The sequence below is a fragment of the Pseudoalteromonas sp. SiA1 genome, from assembly GCF_018732205.1.
Classification (GTDB): domain Bacteria; phylum Pseudomonadota; class Gammaproteobacteria; order Enterobacterales; family Alteromonadaceae; genus Pseudoalteromonas; species Pseudoalteromonas tetraodonis.
In genome coordinates, this window is record NZ_CP076084.1 from 238,608 (window position 1) to 265,325 (window position 26,718).

Annotated in this window: 18 protein-coding genes and 1 tRNA gene; 15 read left to right on the forward strand and 4 right to left on the reverse strand. The window is 42.3% G+C overall.

Annotation, left to right across the window (positions count from 1 at the left end; translation table 11 throughout):
• Nucleotides 1–1,422 (reverse strand): siroheme synthase CysG, encoded by a 1,422-nt coding sequence (cysG, locus tag KK487_RS01155; protein WP_016900055.1) that lies wholly within the window; start codon nucleotides 1,420–1,422, stop codon nucleotides 1–3.
• A gap of 264 nt (nucleotides 1,423–1,686) precedes the next feature.
• On the opposite strand from cysG, the gene deoC reads away from it, so the two are divergent.
• Both deoC and KK487_RS01165 read left to right on the forward strand, forming a co-directional pair.
• Entirely contained in the window at nucleotides 1,687–2,439 is a 753-nt protein-coding gene (gene deoC, locus KK487_RS01160) for a deoxyribose-phosphate aldolase (protein WP_024602217.1), read from the forward strand.
• Nucleotides 2,423–2,923: a hypothetical protein gene (locus KK487_RS01165; RefSeq protein WP_024602216.1), complete on the forward strand. Its 501-nt coding sequence runs from the start codon at nucleotides 2,423–2,425 to the stop codon at nucleotides 2,921–2,923. Before deoC ends, KK487_RS01165 begins: the two co-directional genes overlap by 17 nt.
• 56 nt (nucleotides 2,924–2,979) lie before the next feature.
• On the opposite strand, the gene KK487_RS01170 is transcribed toward KK487_RS01165, so the two are convergent.
• Entirely contained in the window at nucleotides 2,980–4,110 is a 1,131-nt protein-coding gene (locus KK487_RS01170) for a CsgG/HfaB family protein (protein WP_013463841.1), read from the reverse strand.
• 133 nt (nucleotides 4,111–4,243) lie between these two features.
• A complete protein-coding gene (locus KK487_RS01175) occupies nucleotides 4,244–8,233 on the reverse strand; it encodes a hybrid sensor histidine kinase/response regulator transcription factor (protein WP_024602215.1) in 3,990 nt (1,329 codons plus the stop codon).
• Between the two features lie 165 nt (nucleotides 8,234–8,398).
• Between KK487_RS01175 and KK487_RS01180 the strand changes: the two genes are divergently transcribed.
• The 13 genes from KK487_RS01180 to tuf all read left to right on the forward strand — a co-directional run bounded on the left by KK487_RS01180 (nucleotide 8,399) and on the right by tuf (nucleotide 25,250).
• Nucleotides 8,399–8,475 (forward strand) — tRNA-Trp (locus KK487_RS01180).
• A gap of 130 nt (nucleotides 8,476–8,605) precedes the next feature.
• Nucleotides 8,606–8,983 carry a preprotein translocase subunit SecE gene (gene secE, locus KK487_RS01185; RefSeq protein ID WP_013463843.1) on the forward strand — a complete coding sequence of 126 codons (378 nt, stop codon included), beginning with the start codon at nucleotides 8,606–8,608 and terminating at the stop codon, nucleotides 8,981–8,983.
• A gap of 4 nt (nucleotides 8,984–8,987) precedes the next feature.
• Nucleotides 8,988–9,545 carry a transcription termination/antitermination protein NusG gene (nusG, locus tag KK487_RS01190; protein WP_013463844.1) on the forward strand — a complete coding sequence of 186 codons (558 nt, stop codon included), beginning with the start codon at nucleotides 8,988–8,990 and terminating at the stop codon, nucleotides 9,543–9,545.
• Nucleotides 9,546–9,762: 217 nt separating this feature from the next.
• Nucleotides 9,763–10,191: a 50S ribosomal protein L11 gene (gene rplK, locus KK487_RS01195; protein ID WP_008108462.1), complete on the forward strand. Its 429-nt coding sequence runs from the start codon at nucleotides 9,763–9,765 to the stop codon at nucleotides 10,189–10,191.
• 4 nt (nucleotides 10,192–10,195) lie between these two features.
• Nucleotides 10,196–10,900: a 50S ribosomal protein L1 gene (gene rplA, locus KK487_RS01200; protein ID WP_013463845.1), complete on the forward strand. Its 705-nt coding sequence runs from the start codon at nucleotides 10,196–10,198 to the stop codon at nucleotides 10,898–10,900.
• Between the two features lie 320 nt (nucleotides 10,901–11,220).
• Nucleotides 11,221–11,715, forward strand: a complete 495-nt coding sequence (rplJ, locus tag KK487_RS01205; protein ID WP_013463846.1) for a 50S ribosomal protein L10 — start codon at nucleotides 11,221–11,223, stop codon at nucleotides 11,713–11,715.
• A gap of 74 nt (nucleotides 11,716–11,789) precedes the next feature.
• Complete coding sequence (gene rplL / locus KK487_RS01210; protein WP_013463847.1) at nucleotides 11,790–12,152, forward strand: 50S ribosomal protein L7/L12; 363 nt, start codon at nucleotides 11,790–11,792, stop codon at nucleotides 12,150–12,152.
• A 269-nt stretch (nucleotides 12,153–12,421) separates the two neighbouring features.
• On the forward strand, nucleotides 12,422–16,447 hold the full coding sequence (rpoB, locus tag KK487_RS01215; RefSeq protein ID WP_024602214.1) for a DNA-directed RNA polymerase subunit beta: 4,026 nt from the start codon (nucleotides 12,422–12,424) through the stop codon (nucleotides 16,445–16,447).
• A 104-nt stretch (nucleotides 16,448–16,551) separates the two neighbouring features.
• Nucleotides 16,552–20,724: a DNA-directed RNA polymerase subunit beta' gene (gene rpoC / locus KK487_RS01220; RefSeq protein WP_013463849.1), complete on the forward strand. Its 4,173-nt coding sequence runs from the start codon at nucleotides 16,552–16,554 to the stop codon at nucleotides 20,722–20,724.
• Between the two features lie 194 nt (nucleotides 20,725–20,918).
• Entirely contained in the window at nucleotides 20,919–21,293 is a 375-nt protein-coding gene (gene rpsL, locus KK487_RS01225) for a 30S ribosomal protein S12 (protein WP_002958885.1), read from the forward strand.
• 97 nt (nucleotides 21,294–21,390) lie between these two features.
• The gene (gene rpsG / locus KK487_RS01230) at nucleotides 21,391–21,861 is read left to right on the forward strand and encodes a 30S ribosomal protein S7 (protein WP_010392135.1); all 471 of its coding nucleotides are present in this window, start codon (nucleotides 21,391–21,393) and stop codon (nucleotides 21,859–21,861) included.
• Nucleotides 21,862–21,888: 27 nt separating this feature from the next.
• Nucleotides 21,889–24,003, forward strand: coding sequence for an elongation factor G (fusA, locus tag KK487_RS01235; RefSeq protein WP_013463850.1), 2,115 nt, complete (start codon nucleotides 21,889–21,891; stop codon nucleotides 24,001–24,003).
• A 62-nt stretch (nucleotides 24,004–24,065) separates the two neighbouring features.
• Nucleotides 24,066–25,250 (forward strand): elongation factor Tu, encoded by a 1,185-nt coding sequence (gene tuf / locus KK487_RS01240; protein WP_013463851.1) that lies wholly within the window; start codon nucleotides 24,066–24,068, stop codon nucleotides 25,248–25,250.
• A 277-nt stretch (nucleotides 25,251–25,527) separates the two neighbouring features.
• Here tuf and KK487_RS01245 read toward each other — a convergent pair.
• Nucleotides 25,528–26,696 (reverse strand): IS3 family transposase gene (locus KK487_RS01245; protein ID WP_215521899.1). Its coding sequence is split into 2 segments (ribosomal slippage): nucleotides 25,528–26,426 and nucleotides 26,426–26,696, totalling 1,170 coding nucleotides; the frame shifts between segments, so codons are not numbered across the junction.
• Between the last annotated feature and the right edge of the window lie 22 nt (nucleotides 26,697–26,718).

A 26,718-nucleotide genomic window follows, 5' to 3' on the forward strand; every position in this document is an offset into this window, starting at 1 on the left:
CTACGCTACGTCTGTCAGCGGTTGAGCAAAGCTACTGATCTGTGCTTTTTCGCCAAACCAGTGTAATTCTTGATGCAGCGAAGCTACTTCACCAATAATCAGTAAAGCGGGTGAAATAATTTGATGTTGCTCAATGAGCTGCGCTAATTGGTCTAACTGTCCTGTGACAACACGTTGATTTTTGCGTGTGCCGTTTTCAATTATGGCCACTGGTGTTGTTGCTGCTCGCCCATGTTTTAATAGCTCGGCTTGAATATGCGGCGATTTAATCACCCCCATATAAATAGCCAGTGTTTGGTTTTTTTGTGCAAGCGACTGCCAATTAAGTTCTTGTCCTTCTTTTTTGCAGTGTCCGGTAACAAACTGAATAGCCTGAGCATGGTCGCGATGCGTTAAAGGAATACCTGCGTAGGCACTACATCCCGCGGCTGCCGTTATACCTGGCACTATTTGGTAATTTACGTTATTGGCTGCCAGTACTTGGACTTCTTCGCCACCACGGCCATAAATAAATGGGTCGCCCCCTTTAATTCGGCACACTTTTTTACCTTGTTGTGCTAAATCAACCAACATCTTATTTGTATCTTCTTGAGCTACGCTGTGATCGCCTAAGCGCTTACCCACACAGATTAAATCGGCATCGCGACGCACTAATTCCATGATCTCATCGGATACCAAGTAATCATATACCACCACATCGGCTTGTTGCATTAGTTGCAGCGCTTTTAGTGTGAGTAGCTCTGGATCGCCTGGGCCTGCACCGACTACGTATACTTCGCCTTCTGGTTCAACTTTGGCATCTAGCATTTGCTCTAGTTGTTGCTCAGCGCCATGGGTATCACCGGTTTGGACTTTGCTTACTACTGATGAATCAAACACGCCTTCCCAAAATTGGCGACGATCAGCAAAATGTTTAAAGCGTTGCTTTACTTTATGGCGAAAGCCACCGACCAAGTTAGCGAGTGGGCCGATATGCTGCGGAATAAGTGTTTCGAGCTTTTCACGTAAGCGCCTTGCTAAAACCGGCGCGGTACCTGCACTTGAAATCGCAATGGTAATTGGGTTGCGATCAACAATAGAGGGGAAAATAAAGGTACATTTAGGTTGATCATCCACCACGTTCACAAACACATTACGCGCATTGGCGAGTTCAAATACGGTGTTGTTTACTTCATCGTTGTCGGTGGCGGCAATAATCAAAATTTTGCCATCAAGATGCGACTCTTCAAAATAGGCATCAATTAATGTTACTTCATTATTATGCGCATGTTCTTTTAATTCTTCGCAAAACCAAGGGGCAACTAGCGTTACATCGGCACGTGCTTTTAAAAACGCACGGCATTTTCGCAAGGCAACCTCTCCACCGCCAACAACCAATACGGGTTTGTTGTCGAGTTTGGTAAAGATAGGTAAATATTGCACTGAATAACGCCCCTAAAAAATAATAAAGTGTTTAACTGAGAAGCAGAATATAGTGGCTATTGATAAGTAAAAAATAATTAAATCTTAGTTGATATTCTTAAAAGTTATATGAATCATGTTTTTTAGGTCTAAATCGTATTTAGTAAGGGGTAGAGTGACATTTAGTATAAAAAACGCGCTTATAGTGTTTGGTTATGAGCTATAGCAAGTTTAAGCTATGATGCTCTTATATAGTTTAAGGTCACACAATTTCATAGGCATAAAATGACAAACAATACTCAAAACGCCACGCTAGCCGTTAGCTTAATGGACTTAACCAGTTTAAACACTGATGATAGTCAAGCCAGTATTAACGCATTAGTAAACAGTATAAACCCTAAGCTAGGCACGCCTGCTGCGCTTTGTGTGTTTAGTGAATTTGTTGATGACGCTAAAATAGCACTTGCTAATCGCTTATTGAGCCATGTAAAGGTGGCCACCGTAACTAACTTTCCCTCTGGTGATGCGCCACTCAATGAAGTACTCAATGAAACCCTGATAGCCATAGAGCGGGGGGCCGATGAAATTGACCTAGTTATTCCTTATAAAGCGCTTTTAAAAGGTGAAGCCGATATCGTGCTGGAATACGTTAGTGAAAGTAAAAAGGTATGTGGCAGCCGTGCTAAGCTCAAAGTGATCATTGAAACTGGCGAGCTAAAAACAGCAGCATTTATTACTCAAGCAACCGAGCTTGCCATTCAAGGCGGAGCTGATTTTGTAAAAACCAGTACAGGAAAAGTAGCAGTAAATGCCACGCTTGAAGCAACTGAAATAATGCTTAAAGCCATCAAAAAATCATCAAAGCGAGTTGGTTTTAAGGCTGCTGGTGGAGTCAAGACCGCAGTAGATGCAAATGCTTATTTGCAACTAGCAACCGAGATTATGGGGCATGATTATTTAGCACCAGAAACATTTAGGTTTGGCGCTTCATCGCTGTTAAATGACGTTTATAAGGTGTTGAATGAAGCGCAGCAGTGATGCCGAAAAACAACAATTAGAGCACGATGCGGCCAAGTTGTTTTTGCGATGTTATGAACAGCAAATGGGAATTCATATGCGCCATATTTGGCACAATGAACCAAATAGACCCGATGTAAGCTGTTATCAAGAAAATCAGAAACTCGATATAGAGGTGGCGCATTTATACGCCAGTGAAACGGAAGCCATGGCCGTGTTAGGCCGGCCACTGTCGATACAAATGCAGCGTGATTTAGCCGACATGGCGCAACAACCAAGCGAACACCGGTTGCAATCAGCGTTGGAGCGCTTATTAAAACAAAAAGCGACTAAGCGTTATTATTCAAAGCGTACGTGGTTGTTAATTCGTAACGCTAGTACTATTTGGCATAAGAGCGACTTTGAAGCGGCAGTCAAAAAAGTATGTTTTCCAAATACCCATCAATTTGAACAAATATGGTTACTGTGTGATTTTTATCGCGGTGAGTTATTACGAGTAGATTAAAAGCGGCTATAGAGTAGCCGCTTTTTTATTGCTTAATTAAAAATCAAAGATGCTGATTAGTTAAACTTAAACATGTTGCCTAAGCTTTCTAGCCCTGACTGTTGAGTTTTTGCTAAACATTTTGAGTCATCTAAAGATTTCTTTGTTGTTTCATCGGCAAGGCCCGTTACTTTCAAGCTCTTCTCTTGTTGATACTCGCGCAGTGCTAATACAGTTTGACGGTCGTACTTAACGTCTTCAGTTTCAAACTCTTCATAATTAGGTTGGTTTTTTAAATACCCTAAGCAAACCAAGTTCATACGAGACATAGCCAAGTCCATTTTTTCGTAATGTGGCATTCTATGATTCGGCACATCGACAGCGACGGCAGCAGGTGCTGCTTTTTTACTAGTTACTTTTGGCGGCGGTGGCGCTGTATAGCCTGCTGCAAGCGTGTTGTTTTGGTTATAACGATAGTAGGTATCTGGAATTTTAGTTTCTAAAAATTCAACGGCTTTAATTATTACTTCTCGTAGTGCCTTTTCTTTTGGAGTGTCTGACCAACCACTAAGGCTTCCTCCAACGAGTGCGCCACCAAAGTTAGTCGCTGCGCTGGTAAAATCAAAATCTTTGCTACCACCCTCAACGCTAGTAGCGGCCAGAATACGTGAAGTGCGCGTATCAATTAAGCGTAAATCAATAGCCATGTGCGATCCAGAAAAGCCAGCTGAAACAGAACTAAACACATCACCAATAAAGCCGCCTGAACCAACACTTGCCCCTGAACTGTCATCATCAAATTCAGTAACCGCTGCAACGACGACAATCTCAGCGCCTTCAATTTCGCCATACGCAGCACCCGATTGTGCACTCACTCTGCCTGATACAGCTAAATCTTGCTCTGAAAGTACAGCGTCTAGTGCTTGGCGCTCCAATACAATAAAGCGATTAGTGCCAACAAGTGCGGTGGTAAGTTGATCTGCCATACCTTCACCAATTTCTTTTCGCCACCATCTAGAGTTATTCGACTTATCAGTGAAACGCGCCACGGCGATACGTGCTTTAGGGCCATTGTATTGCTGTTTGCTTACTTCATTAATGTCAGGCGAGTTTTGATTTGAAGTAACGTTTGTTGAGGTGCTTTGGCATGCGCTTAAGCTGGTTATTAATGCTGTGGCAAGTAGCGTTTTTTGTATGGATGAGAGCATAGGATTTTCCTTAATTTATGTGCTTAATTACATTTGTAGTTATTTTTTTAGCAATGGCTAATTAAGGTTAATTTAAATAAATCAGTAGCTTAAAAATAGTACTCAGGCGAAAGCTTTGAGTACACACGCGAAGCTAATTACTTTTACATGTTTGCGCTTCTCTGTATTGTTTTGGTGTAAGTGAATATTTGGCTTTGAAACAACGGGCAAAGTAACTTTGAGAGCTAAAGCCGGTGTTATCTGCAACTAAACCTATGGTTAAGTCGCTATCAGTTAATAATTTTGCTGCATATTCTAAGCGGGTATTGCGAATGTAATCGCTGGGTGTAATGTCAAAAAGTGCTTTCATTTTTAATTGCAGTGCACGAGGGCTCAAACACATTGCACTGGCAAACTCTTCCACGCTAAACAGTTCATTTTGGTAATTTTCACGCAAGATTGTTTTTAAGCGTTCTGTAAACGTGTAATCTTTATTCTGCTCTATTTGTACATCTAAGGTCACAGCATGTGCTTGGGCTGATAACTGTTTTATTAGGTGCTTATTTAACGCATCACGAATGCCTAATAAGCCATGAACCCGACTTTTTAATAATGATGCTTCAAAGGGTTTACACAGGTAGTCATCGGCCAGCAAATCAAGCCCCTTTATTCGACTGCGATTGTCTGCTTTGGCAGAGAGTAATAAAACAGGGATATGATTAATAGAGATATCTGAGCGAATGGCACTGAGAAGTTGATATCCATCCATCGTAGGCATCATTACGTCACTGAGCACTATATCGGGCATTTGAGTTTGGCACAGCACTAGCCCTTCTTCTCCATTATTAGCGGTGAAGCAGGTGTAGTTATCACTAAATAATGAAACCAGTAACTCACGCATTTCCTCGTTATCTTCAACAATGAGTAGTTTTTTGTTGTTTTCTACCAGCATAGTTTGAGAGGACGCTAGTTGTTTATCCGTTAATAAGTTATCTGATTCACACAATGGCAACGTGACTGTAAAACAACTTCCTTTGTTTATTTTACTGGCTAATGAAATTTGCCCGTCGTATTGCTCTACAAGCTGCTTAACCAGAGCGAGACCTATACCACTGCCTGTTTGGTTGTGTGTTGCAATACGAGTAAAGCGTTCAAAAATAAGCGCTTGCTGGTGCTCTTCAATACCAATACCAGTATCAGATACCGTTATAACAACATTATTGTTTGTGTTAGAAAGCGTTAGATTAACGGTTCCATCTGATGGGGTGTATTTAAGTGCATTGGTCAATAAATTATCAATAATAGATAAAGTATGTTTAGTTTCTAAATTTATGTAACTAGGCTGTTGCGTCGTGTCTTTAAAGGAAAAATTAATATTTTTTTGGGCAAACAAAATAGCAAAGTCGTCTACTATTTGCGCTACAAAAGGGCTTAAAGAATAAGCGGATACATACTCTGTAGCCGAACTTGGACGCTGACTTAACTGTAATAACTCATTGATTAAATTAAGAAGGCGGTGCCCGTTGCGCTTAATTATAGAAACTTGTTGTTGTGCTTGAGCACCAAGTTGTTGCTGTTGTAAGTTTTCTACTGGCGCTAAAATTAAGCTCAATGGCGTTTTAAGTTCATGACTGATGTTATCTAAAAATTGGGTCTTTAGTTGATTGAGCTTTCTTTCTTGTTGAATGAGTTGCTCTGCGGTTTTAGCTCGATAGCGTGACGCTAAAATTAACCATGTAATAATCAAAACTATTATAAAATAAGCCGCATAGGCTAATTGCGTTTGCCACCAAGGAGGCGTCACTGTCAGCTTTAGCATAGTGTGAACTTTGCTCCATTGCCCGTATTGATCTTTTACTTTTAATTGTAATTGATAGTTACCTGCACTTAGCTGTGAATAGTTAACTTGTCGTTGGCTTGCATCGGTATAGATAAATTGCTTATCTAAACCATTTAGCTTGTAAGCATACTGGTATTGATTAGCCGATGAAGCGTTATTAATGGCGGCATATTTAAAGCCAATGACCCCTTGGCTGGTTGGAAAAGAGAGTTTTTTAGTATGGTTTATTAGTTTTGCGGGCTGTTTTTTATCTGTTAAGTAGTTTTTTGTTTCACTTGCTTGGTTGTAAATTAATAGCTCAGTTAATACCGGGGTTGGTGCTGAAGTACTCAGTTGCAGTTTACTAGGGTAAAACTGATTAAAGCCATTGATTCCGCCAAAAAATAGCTCGCCATCAGGTGCTTGAAAAGCAGCACCTAAAATAAACGAATTATGCTGCACGCCGTCACGAGGTAAAAAATGCTGCATAGCTTGATTCGTGGGATTATAGCGAGTCAGTCCTTGGTTACTGCTTAGCCATAAGTAGCCTTTACTATCATCTTTAATGGCAAAAATATTATCGTTTAGTAATCCATCATGTTCGGTAATGTAAGAGATTTTTTGTGTTTTTTTATCAAGGCGGTTTAAACCACCAAAGGTACCCACCCATAAAGTATCGTTATTTTGTAGGTGCAAAGAGGTGACCATATTATGGCTTAAACCAGTTTGCGATACCTGATTGGCGGGGTAATGAGTAAATGATTCATCTTCCATGCTTAGATAATCTAAACCTGCACGCGTCCCGACCCATAATCCGTTTGTATTTTGATCAAAAAGCAGAGTAAACACGGTATTGTTAGCAAGACTATTAGTCGAGTTGTCGTGCTTGTAATGTTGAACCTCTAAGGTGTCGGGATTAAAGCGTGTTAAACCTTGATTGCTACCTAGCCATAAATTTCCTTTAGGATCGCTCGTTATCGCATAAACACGATCGCTGCTAAGCTGATGGCTTTGCATTGTATAGGTAATAAAATTATCTTCAGTTGGTTTATATTGCAGTAATCCGCCGCCATAAGTGCCAATCCAAAGTCGCTGCTTGTTATCTTCATGCAGGCTAAAGACATTATTATTGGTTAGGCCGCTTTGTAATTTTGAGTTAACTTTATAGTGCTTAAAACCTGTGTCGGTTTGTTTGTTTAAACCGTCACGAGTACCAACCCATAATTGGCCTTGTGTATCTTTGAGTAGAGCGCGAACAAAATTATGACTAATGGTATTGTCATCATCGCTCAAGTGCTGTTGATGCGAAAATTGATTTTGCTTTTTATCATAACGTTGTAACCCATAGCCATCTGTACCAATCCAAATGATACCGAACCGATCTTGATAAAGTGACAATAAGTAATCATTAGCAAGCCCATTTAGTTGCTGCTTATTGTGCGGTATGTGCTGAAAATTATTTTTAGATGTACTTTGCTCTGTTTTGTAAAATAAACCTTTACCATAACTTGTTAGCCACAAGGTATCGGTGTCGTCAACTAAGATATCGGTGATCCATACACCTGCAAACTGAGCAAACTCTAGAAAAGCCTCTGTTTTAGGGTTAAATAGGCTAAGCCCTTGTTTGCTTGCTACTAATAGCTGCCCTTGTGCATTTAATTGCAGCCGCCATAAATTTTTATGACTTCCTGCAATGTGATTAAAGGTTTTATGCTTTGGGTTAAACTTAATTAATCCTTCGTTGGTTGCTAACCAGACATTTTGTTGTGTATCTATAACAATATCTTGTATGACTGTATTAGCTTGCTCGGGGCTATTATAGCTAAGCGACTCTACTTCATTCTTGACTATATTTAGACGCGTTAACTTTCCATGCTCATGGCCTAACCAAATATTATTTAGGCTATCTGAAGCCAATGACCAAATGCGGTTATCAGTAATAGCCAACTCAGTGTGCGTATTAAAAACCTTAAATTGGCCGGTTTGAGTATCAAGTAAATTTAAACCATTACTGGCGGTAGAAAACCAAATAGCATGTTGATCGGCAGCCAGACAATCGGTGACCCAGTTTCCTGAAATGCTAGCCTCAGTAGGGTGAGACTTAAAGCGTTTAAACTCATAACCATCAAAGCGATTAAGACCGCCTTGTGTCGAAAACCAGTGAAACCCTTGCTTGTCAGTGATACTGCAAGTAATCGAATTTTGCGATAACCCCTGTTCACTAGAATATGTATCTAAGTGAATAGCGCGCGCGACGAGTGCACTGTGAAATAAGCATAAAACGCTTAGAATCACGATTTTGTAAAGTGTATGAAGTAAATGCACCCGCTTCCTTGTGCTATTAATATTCCTAAAAGTGAAACAATCATAAACTGCTTTTTTATTAATGTTAAGTTTGATTTTGAGTGTGGCCAATGAGATTTTAAGTTATGGGTATCTTTTTACTCTTGTGTTAATGGATTGCGTAAGTATAATAGGCATCCACTTTGCAGGGGCGTAGTTCCAATTGGTAGAACAGCGGTCTCCAAAACCGACGGTTGGGAGTTCGAATCTCTCCGCCCCTGCCAATTTTTACAAAGTGAATAAAGTCTAGAACTAAAAATCGGTTTGAGTAAGCTTGTTTTTAAGTTTAGATTTTAATGGATTAACCCTGTCGACGTGCAGGGTTGTTGTGTCTGTAGTTAAGGTAATAATATTATGAGCACGAATATAGAAACACCATCAAGTGGGATGGAGTCAGTAAAGTGGTTAGTAGCAATTGCGCTACTTGCAGGCGCAGTCGTTGGTAATCATATGTTTGCAGATCAGTCTGTATTACTACGTGCTATTGGCGTTGTGGTTGCAATAGCGGCGGGTTTAGCTATTGCTTCGCAAACTTTTAAGGGACGTACATTCCTTGCTTTTGCTAAAGAAGCGCGTATTGAAGTACGCAAAGTAATTTGGCCAACGCGTCAAGAAACAACGCACACGACATTAATCGTAATGGTTGCAACAGTGATTATGGCACTTATCCTTTGGGGATTAGATGGCATTTTATTCCGCGCTGTAGGCTTTTTAACTGGATTGGAGATCTGATCCCATGTCGGATGAGAATAACGAAAAGAAACTACGTTGGTACGTAGTACAAGCTTTCTCAGGTTATGAGAAGCGTGTTGCTCAAACATTATTAGAGCACATTAAAATCAAAGGCCTAGAAGATAGCTTTGGTGAAGTATTAGTTCCTACTGAAGAAGTAGTTGAGATGCGTGCTGGTCAAAAGCGTAAGTCTGAGCGTAAATTCTTCCCAGGTTACGTACTAGTACAAATGGATATGAACGATGCAAGCTGGCACTTAGTAAATAGCACTGAACGTGTTATGGGCTTTATTGGTGGCACATCAGACCGTCCTGCACCAATTAGTTCTAAAGAAGCTGATCGCATTCTTAATCGCCTACAAGAAAACGCTGAAGCGCCTAAACCAGCAACATTATTTGAACCAGGTGAAGTGGTTCGTGTTACTGATGGTCCATTTGCTGACTTTAGTGGTGTGGTTGAAGAAGTTGACTACGAAAAGAGCCGCGTAAAAGTATCGGTACTTATTTTTGGTCGTTCTACGCCAGTTGAACTTGAGTTTGGTCAAGTTGAACAAGATAAGTAATTGATTTAAAGCGTTGTGTTAAAAGTTTCTTAATTTTTGGCACGAAGCTTGAAAAAGGCCGCTGATTAACTTATAATCAGCGGCCTTTTTGTATTCAGGGAAAACGTTTGTTTAACTGTTTACTAAAAAGTGAGAAACCAATTTTTAAACTGGGAAGCCGCTAGAGTACGCGTCCTCGCGCGCACAAGGCTAAGACCCACCTAATGAGGTATTTATAATGGCTAAGAAAGTTGAAGCTCTAATCAAGCTACAAGTTGCTGCTGGTATGGCTAACCCTAGTCCTCCAGTAGGTCCAGCACTAGGTCAACACGGTGTAAACATCATGGAATTCTGTAAAGCGTTCAACGCACGTACAGAATCTATCGAAAAAGGCGCTCCAGTTCCTGTAGTGATCTCTGTTTACGGCGACCGTTCATTTACGTTCGACATGAAAACGCCACCGGCTGCTTACTTACTTAAGAAAGCTGCAGGTATCAAATCTGGTTCAGGCCGTCCTAACACTGAAAAAGTAGGCACAGTAACTCGTGCTCAACTTGAAGAAATCGTTGAGACAAAGAAACCAGACCTTACAGCTTCTGATTTAGAAGCTGCGGTTCGCACTATCGCAGGTTCTGCGCGTGCGATGGGCTTGAACGTAGAGGACTAAGATAATGGCTAAATTAACTAAACGTATGCGTACTATCCGCGAAAAAGTGGAAGTAACTAAAGATTACGAAATTAACGAAGCAGTTGCTCTTTTAAAAGAATTAGCGACAGCTAAATTCGTAGAAAGTGTTGACGTTGCTGTTAACCTTGGTATCGATGCTCGTAAATCTGATCAAAACGTTCGTGGTGCGACTGTACTACCTAACGGTACTGGTCGTGACGTTCGTGTTGCTGTATTCACTCAAGGCGCTAATGCAGAAGCTGCAAAAGAAGCCGGTGCTGAATTAGTAGGCATGGAAGATCTTGCTGAACTAGTTAAGAAAGGCGAGATGAATTTTGACGTTGTTGTTGCATCACCAGACGCTATGCGTGTTGTTGGTCAACTAGGTCAAATCTTAGGCCCACGTGGTCTAATGCCAAACCCTAAAACTGGTACTGTAACACCTAACGTTGCAGAAGCAGTTAAAAATGCGAAAGCAGGTCAAGTGCGTTACCGCAATGACAAAAATGGTATCATCCATACTACGATTGGTAAGGTTGATTTCACTGCTGAGCAGTTACAACAAAACCTTGAAGCTCTAATTGTTGCGCTTAAGAAGGCTAAACCTTCTCAAGCTAAAGGTGTTTACTTGAAGAAAGTAACTATCTCTACAACAATGGGCGCAGGTGTTTCTGTTGACCAAAGCACTTTAAGCACAGTTGTTGCTTAATTGAGTGTTTACATGGCGTGAAATTTGTACTATAATTTTGCGCCATTTTGTTGATTAATTTAGTTAATCGCAAAGTAAAGAATTCGGGTTGAAGTCCATAATTTCGAAGCGCCTTTGGGCAACGCGATAAATTGGGCTTCCGTCCAAGACCGTAGGCGGCTTCGGCCTTAATATTACCTACGTAGACGGTGTGAATCCCCAGATAGATTTTTCCTAATCTTCTGGCTCTCGCCGTAAAAAGCATCTCCATCTTTATTGATGGGGAAGAGTAAAACAGGGAAGCCGATAAACGGTAACCCATTAAACCAGGAGTAACACCCATGGCTTTAAATCTTCAAGGCAAAAAAGCAATTGTTGCTGAAGTCAACGAAGCAGCCAATGGTGCTCTTTCTGCAGTTGTTGCAGATTCTCGTGGTGTAACAGTTGGTGCAATCACTGCCCTTCGTAAAGAAGCTCGTGCAAATGGTGTTTGGATGAAAGTTGTCCGTAACACTTTAGCAAAACGTGCTTTTGAAGGTACAGAGTTTGAGTGCCTTTCTGACTCATTAGTTGGTCCAAGCTTAATCGCTTTCTCATCAGAGCACCCAGGTGCTGCTGCGCGTATCTTCTCAGATTTCGCGAAAAAGAATGAGCATTTCGAACTTAAGATGGCCGCTTTTGAAGGTAATGTAGTAGACGCAGCTATGCTTGCAACTCTACCTACATACGACGAAGCTGTTGCACGCTTAATGAGCGCTATGAAAGAAGCGTCTGCTGGCAAATTGTGTAAAACAATTGAAGCAGTACGTGTACAGAAAGAAGAGCAAGCTGCTTAATTTTAAGTTGTTTAATCCCTTTCGGTGTAAATTTATTTGGACCTTAGAGTCCGTTAATTATTAGGAAATTTGTAATGTCTGTAACTAAAGACCAAATCCTTGACGCAATTGCTGAAATGTCAGTAATGGACGTTGTTGCTCTAGTTGAAGCAATGGAAGAAAAATTCGGCGTAACTGCTGCAGCTGCTATGGTAGCAGGTCCTGCTGCTGAAGCTGCTGAAGAGAAAACAGAATTTGACGTAATCCTTACTGGCGCTGGCGCTAATAAAGTTGCGGCAATCAAAGCTGTTCGTGGCGCAACTGGTCTTGGCTTAAAAGAAGCTAAAGCACTTGTTGAAGCTGCTCCAACTCCAGTTAAAGAAGGTATTTCTAAGGAAGAAGCTGAAGCTCTTGCTAAAGAACTTACTGAAGCTGGTGCTGAAGTTGAGGTTAAGTAATCTAGCTTTTGCTAGGTTCGCTGCCTGAGAAATCAGGCAAGGGCTGGTGATTATTTAATCACCGGCCTTTTTGCGCTATAGAGCGACTATTCTTATAGCGCAAATAAAATCTGATTTATTCTTTAATTTCAACGCTTTATAGTTTGCTAGTGTTGAGGTGGGATTAAGTTGGAACAACAGTTAAATGTTGTACATCTTGGCATAGATGCCAGTTAAGTCTGTTCTTACAAGAACAGGTCGGGTCAAAGATCAGCAAGCTGAGGAACCCCATGGCTTACTCTTATTCTGAAAAGAAACGTATCCGTAAGGATTTTGGTAAACGTCCACAAGTTTTGGATATACCTTTCTTACTGTCGACGCAGTTAGAATCGTTTAAAAAATTCTTAGTCCCGGACGCTGATGGCGATCATGGTTTGGAAGCTGCCTTCCGTTCTGTGTTCCCAATTAAAAGCTACTCGGGAAATTCTGAGCTTCAATACGTAAGTTATCGTATTGGTGAGCCAGTATTCGATGTAAAAGAATGTCAAATTCGCGGTGTGACTTATTCTGCTCCACTTCGCGTGAAACTGCGTCTTGTAGTAATGGACAAAGAAGCTCCAGGCACAGTTAAAGACATTAAAGAGCAAGAAGTTTACATGGGCGAAATTCCGCTCATGACCGATACCGGTACTTTTGTAATCAATGGTACAGAGCGTGTTATCGTTTCTCAGCTACACCGTAGCCCTGGTGTATTCTTTGATAACGACCGCGGTAAAACTCACTCGTCAGGTAAAGTGCTTTATAACGCACGCGTAATTCCTTACCGTGGTTCATGGTTAGACTTCGAATTTGATGCAAAAGATAACTTATATGTACGTATTGACCGTCGTCGTAAATTACCGGCGTCTATCATCTTACGTGCACTTGAGTACACGAGTGAAGAAATCCTAGATATCTTCTTCGATACTACTGCGTTTGAAATTGCTGACGGTAAAGTTCTTATGGAACTTGTACCTTCACGTTTACGTGGTGAAACTGCCGCTTTTGATATCAAGAGCGAAGACGGTGAAGTCCTTGTTGAAAGCGGTCGTCGTGTTACGGCTCGCCACATCAAGAGCATCGAGAAAAAAGGCATTAATCAATTAGAAGTACCACATGAGTACATCATTGGCCGTGTATTAGCGAAGAACTATGTTGATGAGTCAACAGGTGAAATCATCGCGACTGCAAATGACGAGCTAACGCTTGAAATGATGGCTGAATTGGTTAAAGCAGGTCACACTACTATTGATACATTATATATCAATGAAGTGGACAGCGGCGCTTACATGTCAAATACATTAAACATTGACTCATCAAGCAACCGTTTAGAAGCACTAGTAGAAATTTATCGCATGATGCGCCCAGGCGAGCCACCGACGAAAGACGCGGCTGAGGCCTTATTTGAGAACTTATTCTTCTCAGAAGAACGCTATGACTTATCAACAGTAGGTCGTATGAAGTTCAATAGCCGTGTTGGTTACGATTCAGACACAGGCCCTGGCACATTAAGCAAAGAAGACATCGTAGCGGTTATGAAAGTATTGATTGCTATTCGTAACGGTGTTGGCGATGTTGATGATATAGACCACTTAGGCAACCGTCGTATACGTAGTGTTGGCGAAATGGCTGAGAACCAATTCCGTGTAGGTTTAGTACGTGTAGAACGTGCTGTACGTGAGCGTTTAAGCTTAGGTGACCTAGACGCGATCATGCCACAAGATCTTATTAATGCTAAGCCTATTTCGGCAGCAGTTAAAGAGTTCTTCGGCTCGTCTCAGTTATCACAGTTTATGGACCAAAATAACCCGCTATCAGAAGTAACGCACAAGCGTCGTATTTCTGCATTAGGTCCGGGCGGTCTAACTCGTGAGCGTGCAGGCTTTGAAGTACGTGACGTTCACGTAACTCACTACGGTCGTGTATGTCCAATCGAGACTCCTGAGGGTCCAAACATCGGTCTAATTAACTCATTGTCTACGTATGCACGTACCAATGACTACGGTTTCTTAGAAACACCTTACCGCAAAGTGGTAGACGGTGTAGTAACTGATGAAGTTGATTACCTATCAGCCATTGAAGAAGGTCAGTTTGTTATCGCACAGGCGAACTCAAACTTAACTGAAACCAATGAGTTTGTAGATGAACTTATTCCATGTCGTCACAAAGGTGAATCAACCTTTATGGGTCGCATGGACCAACAATATATGGATGTATCACCACAACAGGTGATCTCTGTAGCGGCCGCACTTATCCCGTTCCTAGAACACGATGATGCTAACCGTGCATTGATGGGTTCAAACATGCAACGTCAAGCAGTACCAACATTGAAAGCGGACAAACCGTTAGTAGGTACTGGTATTGAGTTAACACTAGCGAAAGACTCTGGTGTAACGATTGTTGCAAAACGTGGTGGTGAAGTAATGTATGCCGACGCAAGTCGCATCGTTGTTAATGTACATGAAGAAGAACGCATTCCTGGTGAAGCGGGCATCGACATCTACAACTTAACCAAGTACACACGTTCTAACCAAAATACATGTATTAACCAAAAACCAACATGCATGGTTGGTGAACCGGTTACTCGTGGCGATGTGTTAGCAGATGGTCCTTCGACTGACTTAGGTGACTTAGCCCTTGGTCAAAACCTTCGCGTGGCATTCATGCCATGGAACGGTTACAACTTCGAGGATTCAATCTTACTATCAGAGCGCGTAGTTGAAGAAGATCGTCTAACGACTATTCATATTCAAGAACTACAGTGTATTGCCCGTGATACTAAATTAGGCTCAGAAGAGATCACAGCAGATATCCCGAACGTGGGTGAATCTGCACTAGGCAAGCTTGATGAATCAGGTGTTGTATATATTGGTGCTGAAGTTAAAGGCGGCGATATCCTAGTAGGTAAAGTGACTCCGAAAGGCGAAACGCAATTAACACCAGAAGAAAAGCTACTACGTGCTATCTTCGGTGAAAAAGCGTCTGATGTTAAAGACAGCTCTTTACGTGTACCAAACTCTGTAACTGGTACTGTAATCGACGTACAAGTTTTCACCCGTGATGGTGTTGAAAAAGATAAACGTGCGTTAGAAGTTGAAGACATGCAGCTTCGCGAAGCGAAAAAAGACTTCAACGAAGAGTTCCGTATTCTAGAAGCCGGTGTTTTAGACCGTGCACGCAAGTTACTTGTGGCAGCTGGTTTCGATGAAGACAACTTAGCGTCACTGAATGCTGAAAAGTTACTAACTCAAAGCCTTGCTGAAGAAGACAAGCAAGCTGAACTTGAGCAACTAGCTGCACAGTACGATGAGCTTAAAGCTGAATACGATAAGAAGTTTGAAAACAAACGTCGTAAAATTACCCAAGGTGATGACTTAGCACCAGGCGTACTTAAGATTGTTAAAGTATACCTAGCTGTTAAACGTCGTATCCAACCGGGTGATAAAATGGCGGGTCGTCACGGTAACAAAGGTGTTATCTCGACTATCGTACCAGTAGAAGATATGCCATACGATGACAAAGGTCGTACGGTAGATATCGTACTAAATCCACTAGGTGTACCATCACGTATGAACATCGGTCAGATCCTTGAAACACATATGGGTCTAGCTGCACGTGGTATTGGTGAGCGCTTAGAAGAAATGATGAAAGAGCAACGCGAGCTTCATGAGCTACGCGAATTCATCAAACAAGCTTATGAGATCGGTGAGTCTCGTCAGGTTGTGGATATTGCTAGTTTCTCTGATGACGAAATTCGTCGTTTAGCTGAAAACTTGAAAGGTGGTTTACCGATTGCTACTCCTGCATTTGATGGCGCGAAAGAAAGCGAAATCAAAGACATGCTAGAGCTGGGCGGCTACCCTAGAAGTGGTCAGGTTACACTTTATGATGGCCGTACTGGCGATCAGTTTGAACGTCAAGTAACTGTAGGTTACATGTACATGCTTAAACTTAACCACTTGGTTGACGATAAGATGCACGCACGTTCTACTGGTTCTTACAGCCTTGTTACTCAGCAGCCGCTGGGTGGTAAAGCACAGTTCGGTGGCCAGCGTTTTGGTGAGATGGAAGTATGGGCACTTGAAGCTTACGGTGCTGCTTACACGCTACAAGAAATGCTAACAGTGAAATCGGATGACGTGAACGGTCGTACTAAGATGTATAAAAACATCGTTGATGGTAACCATAAAATGGAACCAGGTATGCCAGAATCGTTCAACGTATTGTTGAAAGAAATCCGCTCACTGGGTATCAACATCGAGTTGGAAGAAAATTAAGCCAATTAGATGCTGCAGTTAGCGCTGCAGCATCTGTTATGGCTGAATAGAATGTAGGGACGAGAACATCCGTCCTCAAGATTAACTCCGACAGGAGAGCTAAGGTGAAAGACTTACTTAAGTTTCTGAAGCAACAAAATAAGACCGAAGAATTCGATGCAATTCGCATTGGTCTTGCTTCACCAGACATGGTTCGCTCATGGTCATACGGTGAAGTAAAGAAACCTGAGACTATTAACTACCGTACTTTCAAGCCTGAGCGCGATGGCTTATTCTGTGCCCGTATTTTCGGCCCAGTGAAAGATTATGAGTGTTTATGTGGTAAATATAAACGCCTTAAACACCGTGGTGTGATCTGTGAAAAGTGTGGCGTTGAAGTAACACTCACTAAAGTGCGTCGTGACCGTATGGGTCATATAGAACTGGCAAGTCCAGTTGCGCATATATGGTTTTTAAAATCATTACCGTCACGTATCGGCTTAATGCTTGATATGACGCTTCGTGATATTGAACGTGTTCTTTACTTCGAATCATTCGTAGTAACTGAGCCTGGCATGACAACGCTTGAGCGTGGTCAGCTATTAGGTGAAGAAGAATACCTAGATGCACTTGAAGAGCACGGTGATGAATTTGAAGCGAAGATGGGTGCTGAAGCAGTATTAGACTTACTGCGTGAACTCGATCTTGCTCAATTAATTGCAGAAATGCGTGAAGAGTTACCAACAATTAACTCTGAAACTAAGCGTAAAAAGATCACTAAACGTCTTAAGTTAATGGAATCGTTCCACCAATCAGGTAATAACCCTGAGTGGATGATCATGACAGTACTTCCAGTATTGCCACCTGACTTACGCCCATTAGTGCCACTAGACGGTGGTCGTTTTGCGACATCTGATCTAAATGACCTTTACCGTCGTGTTATTAACCGTAATAACCGTCTTAAGCGTCTACTAGATTTAGCTGCACCAGATATTATCGTACGCAACGAAAAACGTATGTTACAAGAAGCGGTTGATGCGCTACTTGATAACGGTCGTCGTGGTCGTGCAATTACAGGTTCTAACAAACGTCCTCTTAAATCGCTTGCTGATATGATCAAAGGTAAGCAAGGTCGTTTCCGTCAGAACTTACTTGGTAAGCGTGTAGATTACTCTGGCCGTTCTGTAATCACGGTTGGTCCTACACTTAAGCTTCATCAGTGTGGTCTTCCTAAGAAGATGGCATTAGAGCTTTTCAAACCATTCATCTATGGCAAATTAGAGCGTCGCGGCATGGCTACGACAATCAAAGCTGCTAAAAAGATGGTTGAGCGTGAAGTAGCGGAAGTATGGGATGTACTAGACGAAGTAATTCGTGAACATCCAGTATTACTTAACCGTGCACCAACACTTCACCGTTTGGGTATCCAAGCGTTTGAACCTGTGCTTATCGAAGGTAAAGCGATTCATTTGCACCCATTAGTATGTGCGGCGTATAACGCCGATTTCGATGGTGACCAAATGGCGGTACACGTACCGCTAACAATTGAAGCGCAACTTGAAGCTCGCGCGTTAATGATGTCTACAAACAACATCTTATCGCCTGCTAATGGTGAGCCAATCATCGTTCCTTCACAGGACGTTGTATTAGGTCTTTATTACATGACGCGTGATCGTATTAACGCGAAAGGCGAAGGCGCCGTATTTAAAGATCCTAAAGAAGCAGAAAAAGCATACCGTAGTGGTAATGCCGACCTTCACGCTATCGTGAAAGTACGTATTAGCCAATCAGTTAAAAACGAAGAAGGTGTTGTTGAAGACACTGTAACCGTAATTGATACTACTGTTGGTCGTGCGATTCTGTCTTTAATTTTACCAAAAGGCATGCCGTATGAGTCAATCAACCAAGCCCTAGGTAAAAAGCAGATTTCTGGCTTAATTAATGAGTGTTACCGTCGTCTTGGTCTAAAAGACACAGTTATGTTTGCTGACCAAATCATGTACACCGGTTTCCACTATGCAATGAAGTCAGGTGTTTCAATTGGTATCGATGACTTAGTTATTCCACCAGTTAAAGCAGCAATCATTGAATCAGCTGAAGCTGAAGTAACTGAAATCAACCAACAATTCCAATCAGGTCTTGTAACGGCTGGTGAAAAGTACAACAAAGTTATCGATATCTGGTCACGTGTAAATGAAAACTTATCACGTGAAATGATGGCCAACTTGTCAAAAGACACGGTTATCAATGCAAAAGGTGAAGAAGTAGAGCAACCGTCATTTAACTCAGTGTTTATGATGGCCGACTCAGGTGCTCGTGGTAGTGCCGCTCAGATCCGTCAGCTAGCAGGTATGCGTGGCCTAATGGCACGTCCAGATGGTTCAATCATCGAGACGCCAATCACGGCTAACTTCCGTGAAGGTCTAAACGTACTTCAGTACTTCATCTCAACGCACGGTGCGCGTAAAGGTCTTGCCGATACAGCACTGAAAACAGCGAACTCGGGTTACCTAACGCGTCGTCTAGTAGACGTTGCACAAGATTTGGTAATCAACGAGGACGATTGTGGCACAGAAGATGGCTTAACAATGAAACCGCTAATTGAAGGTGGTGACGTTGTAGAAGCACTTCGCGAACGTGTACTAGGTCGTGTTGTCGCTGAAGATGTTGTAATACCAGGTACTAATACAGTACTTGTTGAACGTAACATCATGCTTGACGAAAAACTGTGTGACCTTTTAGAAGAGCACTCAGTTGATGAAGTTCGCGTACGTTCAGTTATCACTTGTGATAACGACTTTGGTGTATGTGCTAAGTGTTATGGTCGTGACCTTGCACGTGGTCATATCATCAACGCGGGTGAATCAGTAGGTGTTATCGCGGCACAGTCAATCGGTGAGCCGGGTACACAGCTTACGATGCGTACCTTCCACATCGGTGGTGCGGCATCAAGAGCGTCTGCTGAAAATAATGTACAAGTTAAAACAAACGGTACATTAAAACTTCACAACGCTAAATATGTATTAAATACAGACGGTAAGATTGTTATTACCTCTCGTTCTACCGAGATCACTATCATTGATAGCTATGGTCGTGAGAAAGAGCGTTATAAAGTACCTTACGGTGCGGTATTAACAGTGCAAGACAATGCAGAAGTTCAAGGTAACGACATCGTTGCTACTTGGGACCCGCATAGTCACCCAATCGTTCTTGAGCATAAATCAAAAGTATCGTTCAGCGATATCGATGATTCAAACACTGAAGCACAGACTGACGAACTAACGGGTTTAACTCGTGTAGTTGTTAAAGATCTTGCTAAAGCGAATGCGAAAGAACCAAAGCTTATCATTGAAAGTGATGAGCGTGGCTTGCAAGAAACGCGTCTTCCTTCATTCACTACGATTGAAGTAACAGACGGCGCGACTGCAAACCCAGGTGACGTGTTAGCACGTATTCCGCAAGAAGGTTCGAAAACTCGTGATATCACGGGTGGTCTACCACGCGTAGCCGACTTATTTGAAGCACGTAAGCCGAAAGATCCAGCTATCTTAGCTGAAATCACCGGTACGATTAGCTTCGGTAAAGAGACTAAAGGTAAGAAACGTTTAGTTATTACACCAGCTGAAGGCGATCATTACGAAGAAATGATTCCTAAGTGGCGTCAACTTAACGTGTTTGAAGGTGAACAAGTGTCTAAAGGTGAAGTTATCGCCGATGGTCCAGAATCACCGCATGACATCTTACGCCTACGTGGTGTGACTCATGTTGCTAATTACATTGTTAACGAAGTGCAAGAGGTTTACCGTTTGCAGGGCGTTAAGATCAATGATAAGCACATTGAAACTATTATTCGTCAAATGCTACGTAAATGTATCATTCTAGACGGTGGTGATACTGAGTTCTTAGCCGGTGAGCAAATTGAAGTGGCACGCGTTAATATCGCAAACCGCGACCTTGAAGCTCAAGGTAAGATCCCAGCTAAGTTTGAAATCCAGTTAATGGGTATCACAAAAGCATCACTAGCGACAGAATCTTTCATCTCAGCAGCCTCGTTCCAGGAGACAACTCGTGTCCTAACAGAAGCCGCTGTAAATGGTAAGAGCGATGAACTACGCGGTCTGAAAGAAAACGTAATTGTGGGTCGATTGATCCCAGCCGGTACCGGTTTTGCGTATCATCAAGAGCGTATGGCTCGTCGTAAGCAAAAAGACGTTGTTGAAGAGCAAACGGTAAGTGCGGAAGAGGCAACTCAAGCACTCACTGATGCTTTAAACGCGGATTTATCTGGAAATCAATAAACCGAATCTAATCAATAGATTAGAGTTTCACAAGGCAGTTATCTACTGCCTTGTGAGCGGTTTAGGTTGACAGGTCAATCTTTGCTCATTAAAATTCCGCCACCCATTTACTTGCACGTTTAAAACATGCTGGTGAAACAAGGGCGGATTTTTTATTTTTTTCAGTAGTAATTTTAATTTCAGGAGCTATTTAAATGGCAACTATTAACCAGCTAGTGCGTAAGCCACGTCGTAGCAAGGTTACTAAAAGTAACTCAGCTGCGCTTAAAGCGTGTCCGCAAAAGCGTGGTGTATGTACTCGCGTATATACAACTACACCTAAGAAACCAAACTCGGCGTTACGTAAAGTAGCTCGTGTACGTTTAACTAACGGTTTCGAAGTAACTTCATACATCGGTGGTGAAGGTCATAACCTTCAAGAGCACAGTGTAATCCTAATCCGTGGTGGTCGTGTTAAAGATTTACCAGGTGTGCGTTTTCACACTGTACGTGGTGCACTTGACTGTGCAGGCGTTAGCGACCGTCGTCAAGCTCGTTCTAAATACGGTGCAAAACGCCCTAAAGGCTAATTGTTTTCCGTTAGTAAGGCCAAGCACTAAATATTATTAATTATTGTTTTGGGTGATTGACTCGAAAGAGCAAACCTGAATAAACCGGAGATACAAAATGCCTAGAAGACGCGTAATAGGTCAACGTAAAATTCTTCCAGATCCTAAGTTCGGATCGGAACTTCTTGCTAAGTTCGTTAACATCGTAATGTTAGACGGCAAGAAATCTACTGCTGAAAAAATCGTTTATGGTGCGCTAGACGTGGCTGCTGAGAAATCAGGCAAGTCGCACCTAGAAATCTTTGAAACTGCACTTGATAACATCCGTCCACAGGTAGAGGTTAAATCTCGCCGTGTTGGTGGTTCAACTTATCAAGTACCAGTTGAAGTACGTCCAGTACGTCGCAACGCATTAGGTATGCGTTGGTTAGTAGACGCTGCACGTAAGCGTGGCGAAAAATCTATGGGCTTACGTTTAGCTCAAGAAATCGTTGACGCTGCTGACAACAAAGGCACTGCGGTTAAGAAACGTGAAGACGTTCACCGTATGGCTGAAGCGAATAAAGCATTCGCTCATTACCGTTGGTAATCTGTCCTTAACCTTTAAGAGGATTTTATGGCACGTACAACTCCACTTGAGCGTTACCGCAATATCGGTATTTGTGCTCACGTAGATGCAGGCAAAACCACCACAACAGAACGTGTTCTGTTCTACACAGGTCTTTCTCATAAGATCGGTGAAGTACATGATGGCGCCGCAACTATGGATTGGATGGAGCAGGAACAAGAGCGTGGTATCACAATCACTTCTGCTGCAACAACGTGTTTCTGGAAAGGGATGGACGCGCAATTTGACGACCATCGCATCAATATCATTGATACCCCAGGACACGTAGATTTCACTATCGAAGTAGAGCGTTCTTTACGTGTACTAGATGGTGCGGTAGTTGTTCTTTGTGCTTCATCTGGTGTACAGCCGCAAACTGAGACAGTTTGGCGTCAAGCGAACAAATACGAAGTTCCGAGAATGATCTTCGTAAATAAAATGGATCGCACAGGCGCTGACTTCTTAACGGTTGTCGGCCAGGTGAAATCTCGTCTTGGAGCAACGCCTGTTCCAGTCCAGTTGCCAATTGGCGCTGAAGACGACTTTAAAGGTGTTATTGACCTTATTAAAATGAAAGCTATTAACTGGAATGATGAAGACCAGGGTATGACTTTCTCTTATGAGGCAATACCGGCAGAACTTCAGGATTTAGCTGAAGAATGGCGCTCTCATTTAGTTGAAAGCGCTGCTGAAGCCTCTGAAGAACTAATGGATAAATACTTAGAAGGTGAAGAGTTAAGCGAAGCAGAAATTAAAAATGCTTTGCGTCAACGCACATTAGCGAACGAAATTGTTCCCATGACCTGTGGTAGTGCATTTAAAAACAAAGGCGTTCAAGCTGTGCTTGATTGCGTTGTTGAATACATGCCATCACCCACACAAGTGAAACAAATCCAAGGTATCCTCGAAGATGGTACCGAGGAAGAGCGTCCTGCTGATGATAAAGCGCCGTTTGCTGCACTTGCTTTTAAGATTGCAACAGACCCGTTTGTTGGCACCTTGACCTTTTTCCGTGTTTACTCTGGTACTGTTAAACAGGGTGACGCGGTATATAACCCAGTAAAAAGTAAGCGTGAGCGTCTTGGTCGTATCGTTCAGATGCATTCAAACTCACGTGAAGAGATCAAAGAAGTCTACGCAGGCGACATCGCGGCGGCTATTGGTCTCAAAGACGTAACAACAGGCGAGACACTGTGTGATCCGAATTCTATTATTACGCTAGAGCGTATGGAATTCCCAGAACCAGTTATCTCTGTTGCGGTTGAGCCTCGCACAATCGCTGACCAGGATAAAATGGGTATCGCGCTAGGTAAACTAGCGGCAGAAGATCCATCTTTCCGCGTACAAACTGACGAAGAATCAGGCCAGACGATTATCTCTGGCATGGGTGAACTTCACCTTGATATCATTGTCGACCGTATGAAACGTGAATTCAGTGTTGAATGTAACGTTGGTAAGCCGCAGGTTGCATACCGAGAAGCTATTCGTTCAACTGTTGAAGTTGAAGGGAAGTTTATACGTCAATCAGGTGGTCGTGGTCAATATGGTCACGTCTGGCTTAAACTTGAACCGATGGATATTTCGGATGATGAAGCCCCAATTTACGAGTTCGTTAACGAAACCGTAGGTGGGTCAGTTCCGAAAGAATACATCCCTGCGGTAGACAAAGGTATCCAAGAGCAAATGGCTCAAGGTGTACTGGCAGGCTACCCATTACTTGGCGTGAAAGCGACTTTATATGATGGTTCATTCCATGATGTAGATTCGAATGAAATGGCATTTAAAATAGCAGGTTCACTCGCTATGAAGCAAGGTGCGCTAGATGCAAACCCTGCTTTATTAGAGCCAGTAATGAAGGTTGAAGTACTCACTCCTGAAGCAAACATGGGTGATGTAGTTGGCGACCTAAACCGTCGTCGCGGCATGATCGAAGGCATGGAAGATGCACTTGGTGGACTTAAGCAAATTAATGCTCAGGTTCCGTTATCTGAAATGTTTGGTTATGCGACTGCTTTACGATCTGCAACACAGGGCCGTGCCTCATACTCTATGGAGTTTTTGAAGTACGCTGAAGCCTCTAAACAGGTTGCAGATACAATAATTTCAGCTCGCGCTGTTATATGATTTTAGCTTGTCTGGCTCAATACTGAGTCAGGCTTTAATTTCTTTATTAGGAATTTTTTAAGATGGCAAAAGAAAAGTTTGAACGCGTAAAACCGCACGTAAACGTTGGTACAATCGGCCACGTTGACCACGGTAAAACTACACTAACTGCAGCAATCACTAACGTACTTGCAAAAGTATACGGCGGTGTTGCTAAAGATTTCGCATCAATCGATAACGCTCCAGAAGAGCGCGAGCGTGGTATCACAATCTCAACTTCACACGTTGAGTACGATACTCCTACTCGTCACTACGCACACGTAGATTGTCCTGGTCACGCCGATTATGTTAAAAACATGATCACTGGTGCTGCTCAAATGGATGGCGCTATCTTAGTAGTAGCTGCGACTGATGGCCCTATGCCACAAACTCGTGAGCACATCCTACTTTCTCGCCAAGTTGGTGTTCCTTACATCGTTGTGTTCATGAACAAATGTGACATGGTTGATGATGAAGAGCTACTTGAGCTAGTAGAAATGGAAGTTCGTGAACTTCTTTCTGAATACGACTTCCCAGGTGATGACTTACCACTAATTCAAGGTTCTGCACTTAAAGCACTTGAAGGCGAAGAGCAATGGGAAGCTAAAATCGTAGAGCTTGCAGAAGCACTAGATACTTACATTCCAGAGCCAGAGCGTGACATCGATAAGCCATTCATCATGCCTATCGAAGACGTTTTCTCAATCCAAGGTCGTGGTACTGTTGTAACTGGCCGTGTTGAAGCTGGTATCATCAACGTGAACGACGAAGTTGAAATTGTTGGTATCAAAGAGACGACTAAGTCTACTTGTACTGGTGTTGAGATGTTCCGTAAGCTTCTTGACGAAGGTCGTGCTGGTGAGAACATTGGTGCACTTTTACGTGGTACTAAGCGTGAAGACGTTGAACGTGGTCAAGTACTAGCTAAGCCTGGTTCAATCAAGCCACACACTACATTCACTTCAGAAGTATACGTACTTTCGAAAGATGAAGGTGGTCGTCATACTCCATTCTTCAAAGGTTACCGTCCACAGTTCTACTTCCGTACAACTGACGTAACAGGTGACGTACAGTTACCAGAAGGCGTAGAAATGGTAATGCCTGGTGATAACGTTAAGATGACAGTAACGCTAATCGCGCCAATCGCGATGGACGAAGGTCTTCGTTTCGCTATCCGTGAAGGTGGCCGTACTGTAGGTGCTGGTGTTGTAGCAACTATCGTAGAGTAATAATTAACGTTTAAGTTAATTGTTAGAAAAAGGTCACTTAGGTGGCCTTTTTTAATGGCTGCGATTTACATCATGTGAAGGTGGCGCAGTTACCTTAGGCGTAGGTGCTTTGTAGCAACGTTCAACGAGTAATAATTAGCCTAGCTAATTAATACGAAAAAACCCGAGCTTAGCCTCGGGTTTTTTAATGCCTGCAATAAAATAAAGGTTTCAGGTGCAAGGTTTAAGATTTTAGGTAATACCAATGATACGACCCCGATAAAGTAGACACGGGTTTTTAATTCATTAACTCGTATTGCATGGGACTCACATTTCCTAGCGTGCCATGCATTCTTACTGAGTTGTAGTAGTTTTCGATATAAAAGCGACTTTGTACTGTCATTTCACTACGACTCAGTTCATTTAAATTGTTCATCCATTCTTTTTTATACTGGGCAAAAAAGCTTTCTGAGCAGGCATTATCCCAGCAATTCCCTTTTCTCGACATGCTAATTGTTACCTGTCGGTTGTTCAACCACGATATTGTTTCTTTTGCACGATACTGGCTGCCTTGGTCTGAGTGAAATAATAAGCGACTTCCATCAGGTTTACGTGCATCCCATGTTTTTTTTAACGCTCTAATCACCAAGTCTGCGCTGTTAACTCGACTTGTTGCCCAACCAACGACTTTGCGTGAGTATAAATCTAAAATTACACATAAATACTGCCAACCCTCTCTGCAACGAACTTGCGTTATGTCTGACACCCATACCGTATTGGGTTCATCAACACTAAACTCACGACCCAATAAGTTTTCTGCAGTGATATGCCCCTGCTTTTTTCCGCTACCGGTATATCGGCGTTTACCCGCGGCTGAGCGGTAACCCATACTCTGCAGTAATCGCTGCACACGGCCTTTACTACACTCATACCCATTGTCTATAGCGGCTTTCCACAACTTTCTGTAGCCCGGAATACAGTGCTCATCACTACTTACTTTTTTCAAAAACTCAAGCAATGAGTCGTTTTCTGACGCACGTTGACTTAATGAGTGCTTTAGCCATTTATAATATCCAGCTTTTGATACTGACAACCATGTGCATAATTTTTTTATCGTTTTCTTAGCTGTCGCAGCTTGGTGAATATACTCAAATCTTATTCTTTTCGGCTGTCCAAGTAGGCCTTCGCCTTTTTTAACACATCGTTCTCCAACTGCGCATCTTCCAATTGCTTTTCAAGCTTACGCACTTGGCGCTCCAAATCTTTATATGACTTATCAGGGCCTTGGTTTTTAATTGGGTTAGATGTACTTTTTGACGTCATTTTTCGTCTCCATTTAGATAATAAGACAGGGTTAATGCCCAGCCGATGAGCTATTACATTAACAGTATCTGGAGAGTCTAACGATTGTTCAACTGCTTTTGTTTTAAATTCAATTGAATGACTACGCCTAGTTTTGATTTTCATAACACTTATTCCTTAAATAAGT

Coding starts and splice junctions, on each gene's coding strand:
- rplA (WP_013463845.1), top strand. CDS start 10,196: ATGGCTAAATTAACTAAACGTATGCGTACTATCCGCGAAAAAGTGGAA.
- tuf (WP_013463851.1), top strand. CDS start 24,066: ATGGCAAAAGAAAAGTTTGAACGCGTAAAACCGCACGTAAACGTTGGT.
- deoC (WP_024602217.1), top strand. CDS start 1,687: ATGACAAACAATACTCAAAACGCCACGCTAGCCGTTAGCTTAATGGAC.
- rpsL (WP_002958885.1), top strand. CDS start 20,919: ATGGCAACTATTAACCAGCTAGTGCGTAAGCCACGTCGTAGCAAGGTT.
- KK487_RS01170 (WP_013463841.1), bottom strand. CDS start 4,110: ATGCTCTCATCCATACAAAAAACGCTACTTGCCACAGCATTAATAACC.
- nusG (WP_013463844.1), top strand. CDS start 8,988: ATGTCGGATGAGAATAACGAAAAGAAACTACGTTGGTACGTAGTACAA.
- rplL (WP_013463847.1), top strand. CDS start 11,790: ATGTCTGTAACTAAAGACCAAATCCTTGACGCAATTGCTGAAATGTCA.
- rplK (WP_008108462.1), top strand. CDS start 9,763: ATGGCTAAGAAAGTTGAAGCTCTAATCAAGCTACAAGTTGCTGCTGGT.
- secE (WP_013463843.1), top strand. CDS start 8,606: ATGAGCACGAATATAGAAACACCATCAAGTGGGATGGAGTCAGTAAAG.
- KK487_RS01165 (WP_024602216.1), top strand. CDS start 2,423: ATGAAGCGCAGCAGTGATGCCGAAAAACAACAATTAGAGCACGATGCG.
- rpoB (WP_024602214.1), top strand. CDS start 12,422: ATGGCTTACTCTTATTCTGAAAAGAAACGTATCCGTAAGGATTTTGGT.
- rpsG (WP_010392135.1), top strand. CDS start 21,391: ATGCCTAGAAGACGCGTAATAGGTCAACGTAAAATTCTTCCAGATCCT.
- fusA (WP_013463850.1), top strand. CDS start 21,889: ATGGCACGTACAACTCCACTTGAGCGTTACCGCAATATCGGTATTTGT.
- rplJ (WP_013463846.1), top strand. CDS start 11,221: ATGGCTTTAAATCTTCAAGGCAAAAAAGCAATTGTTGCTGAAGTCAAC.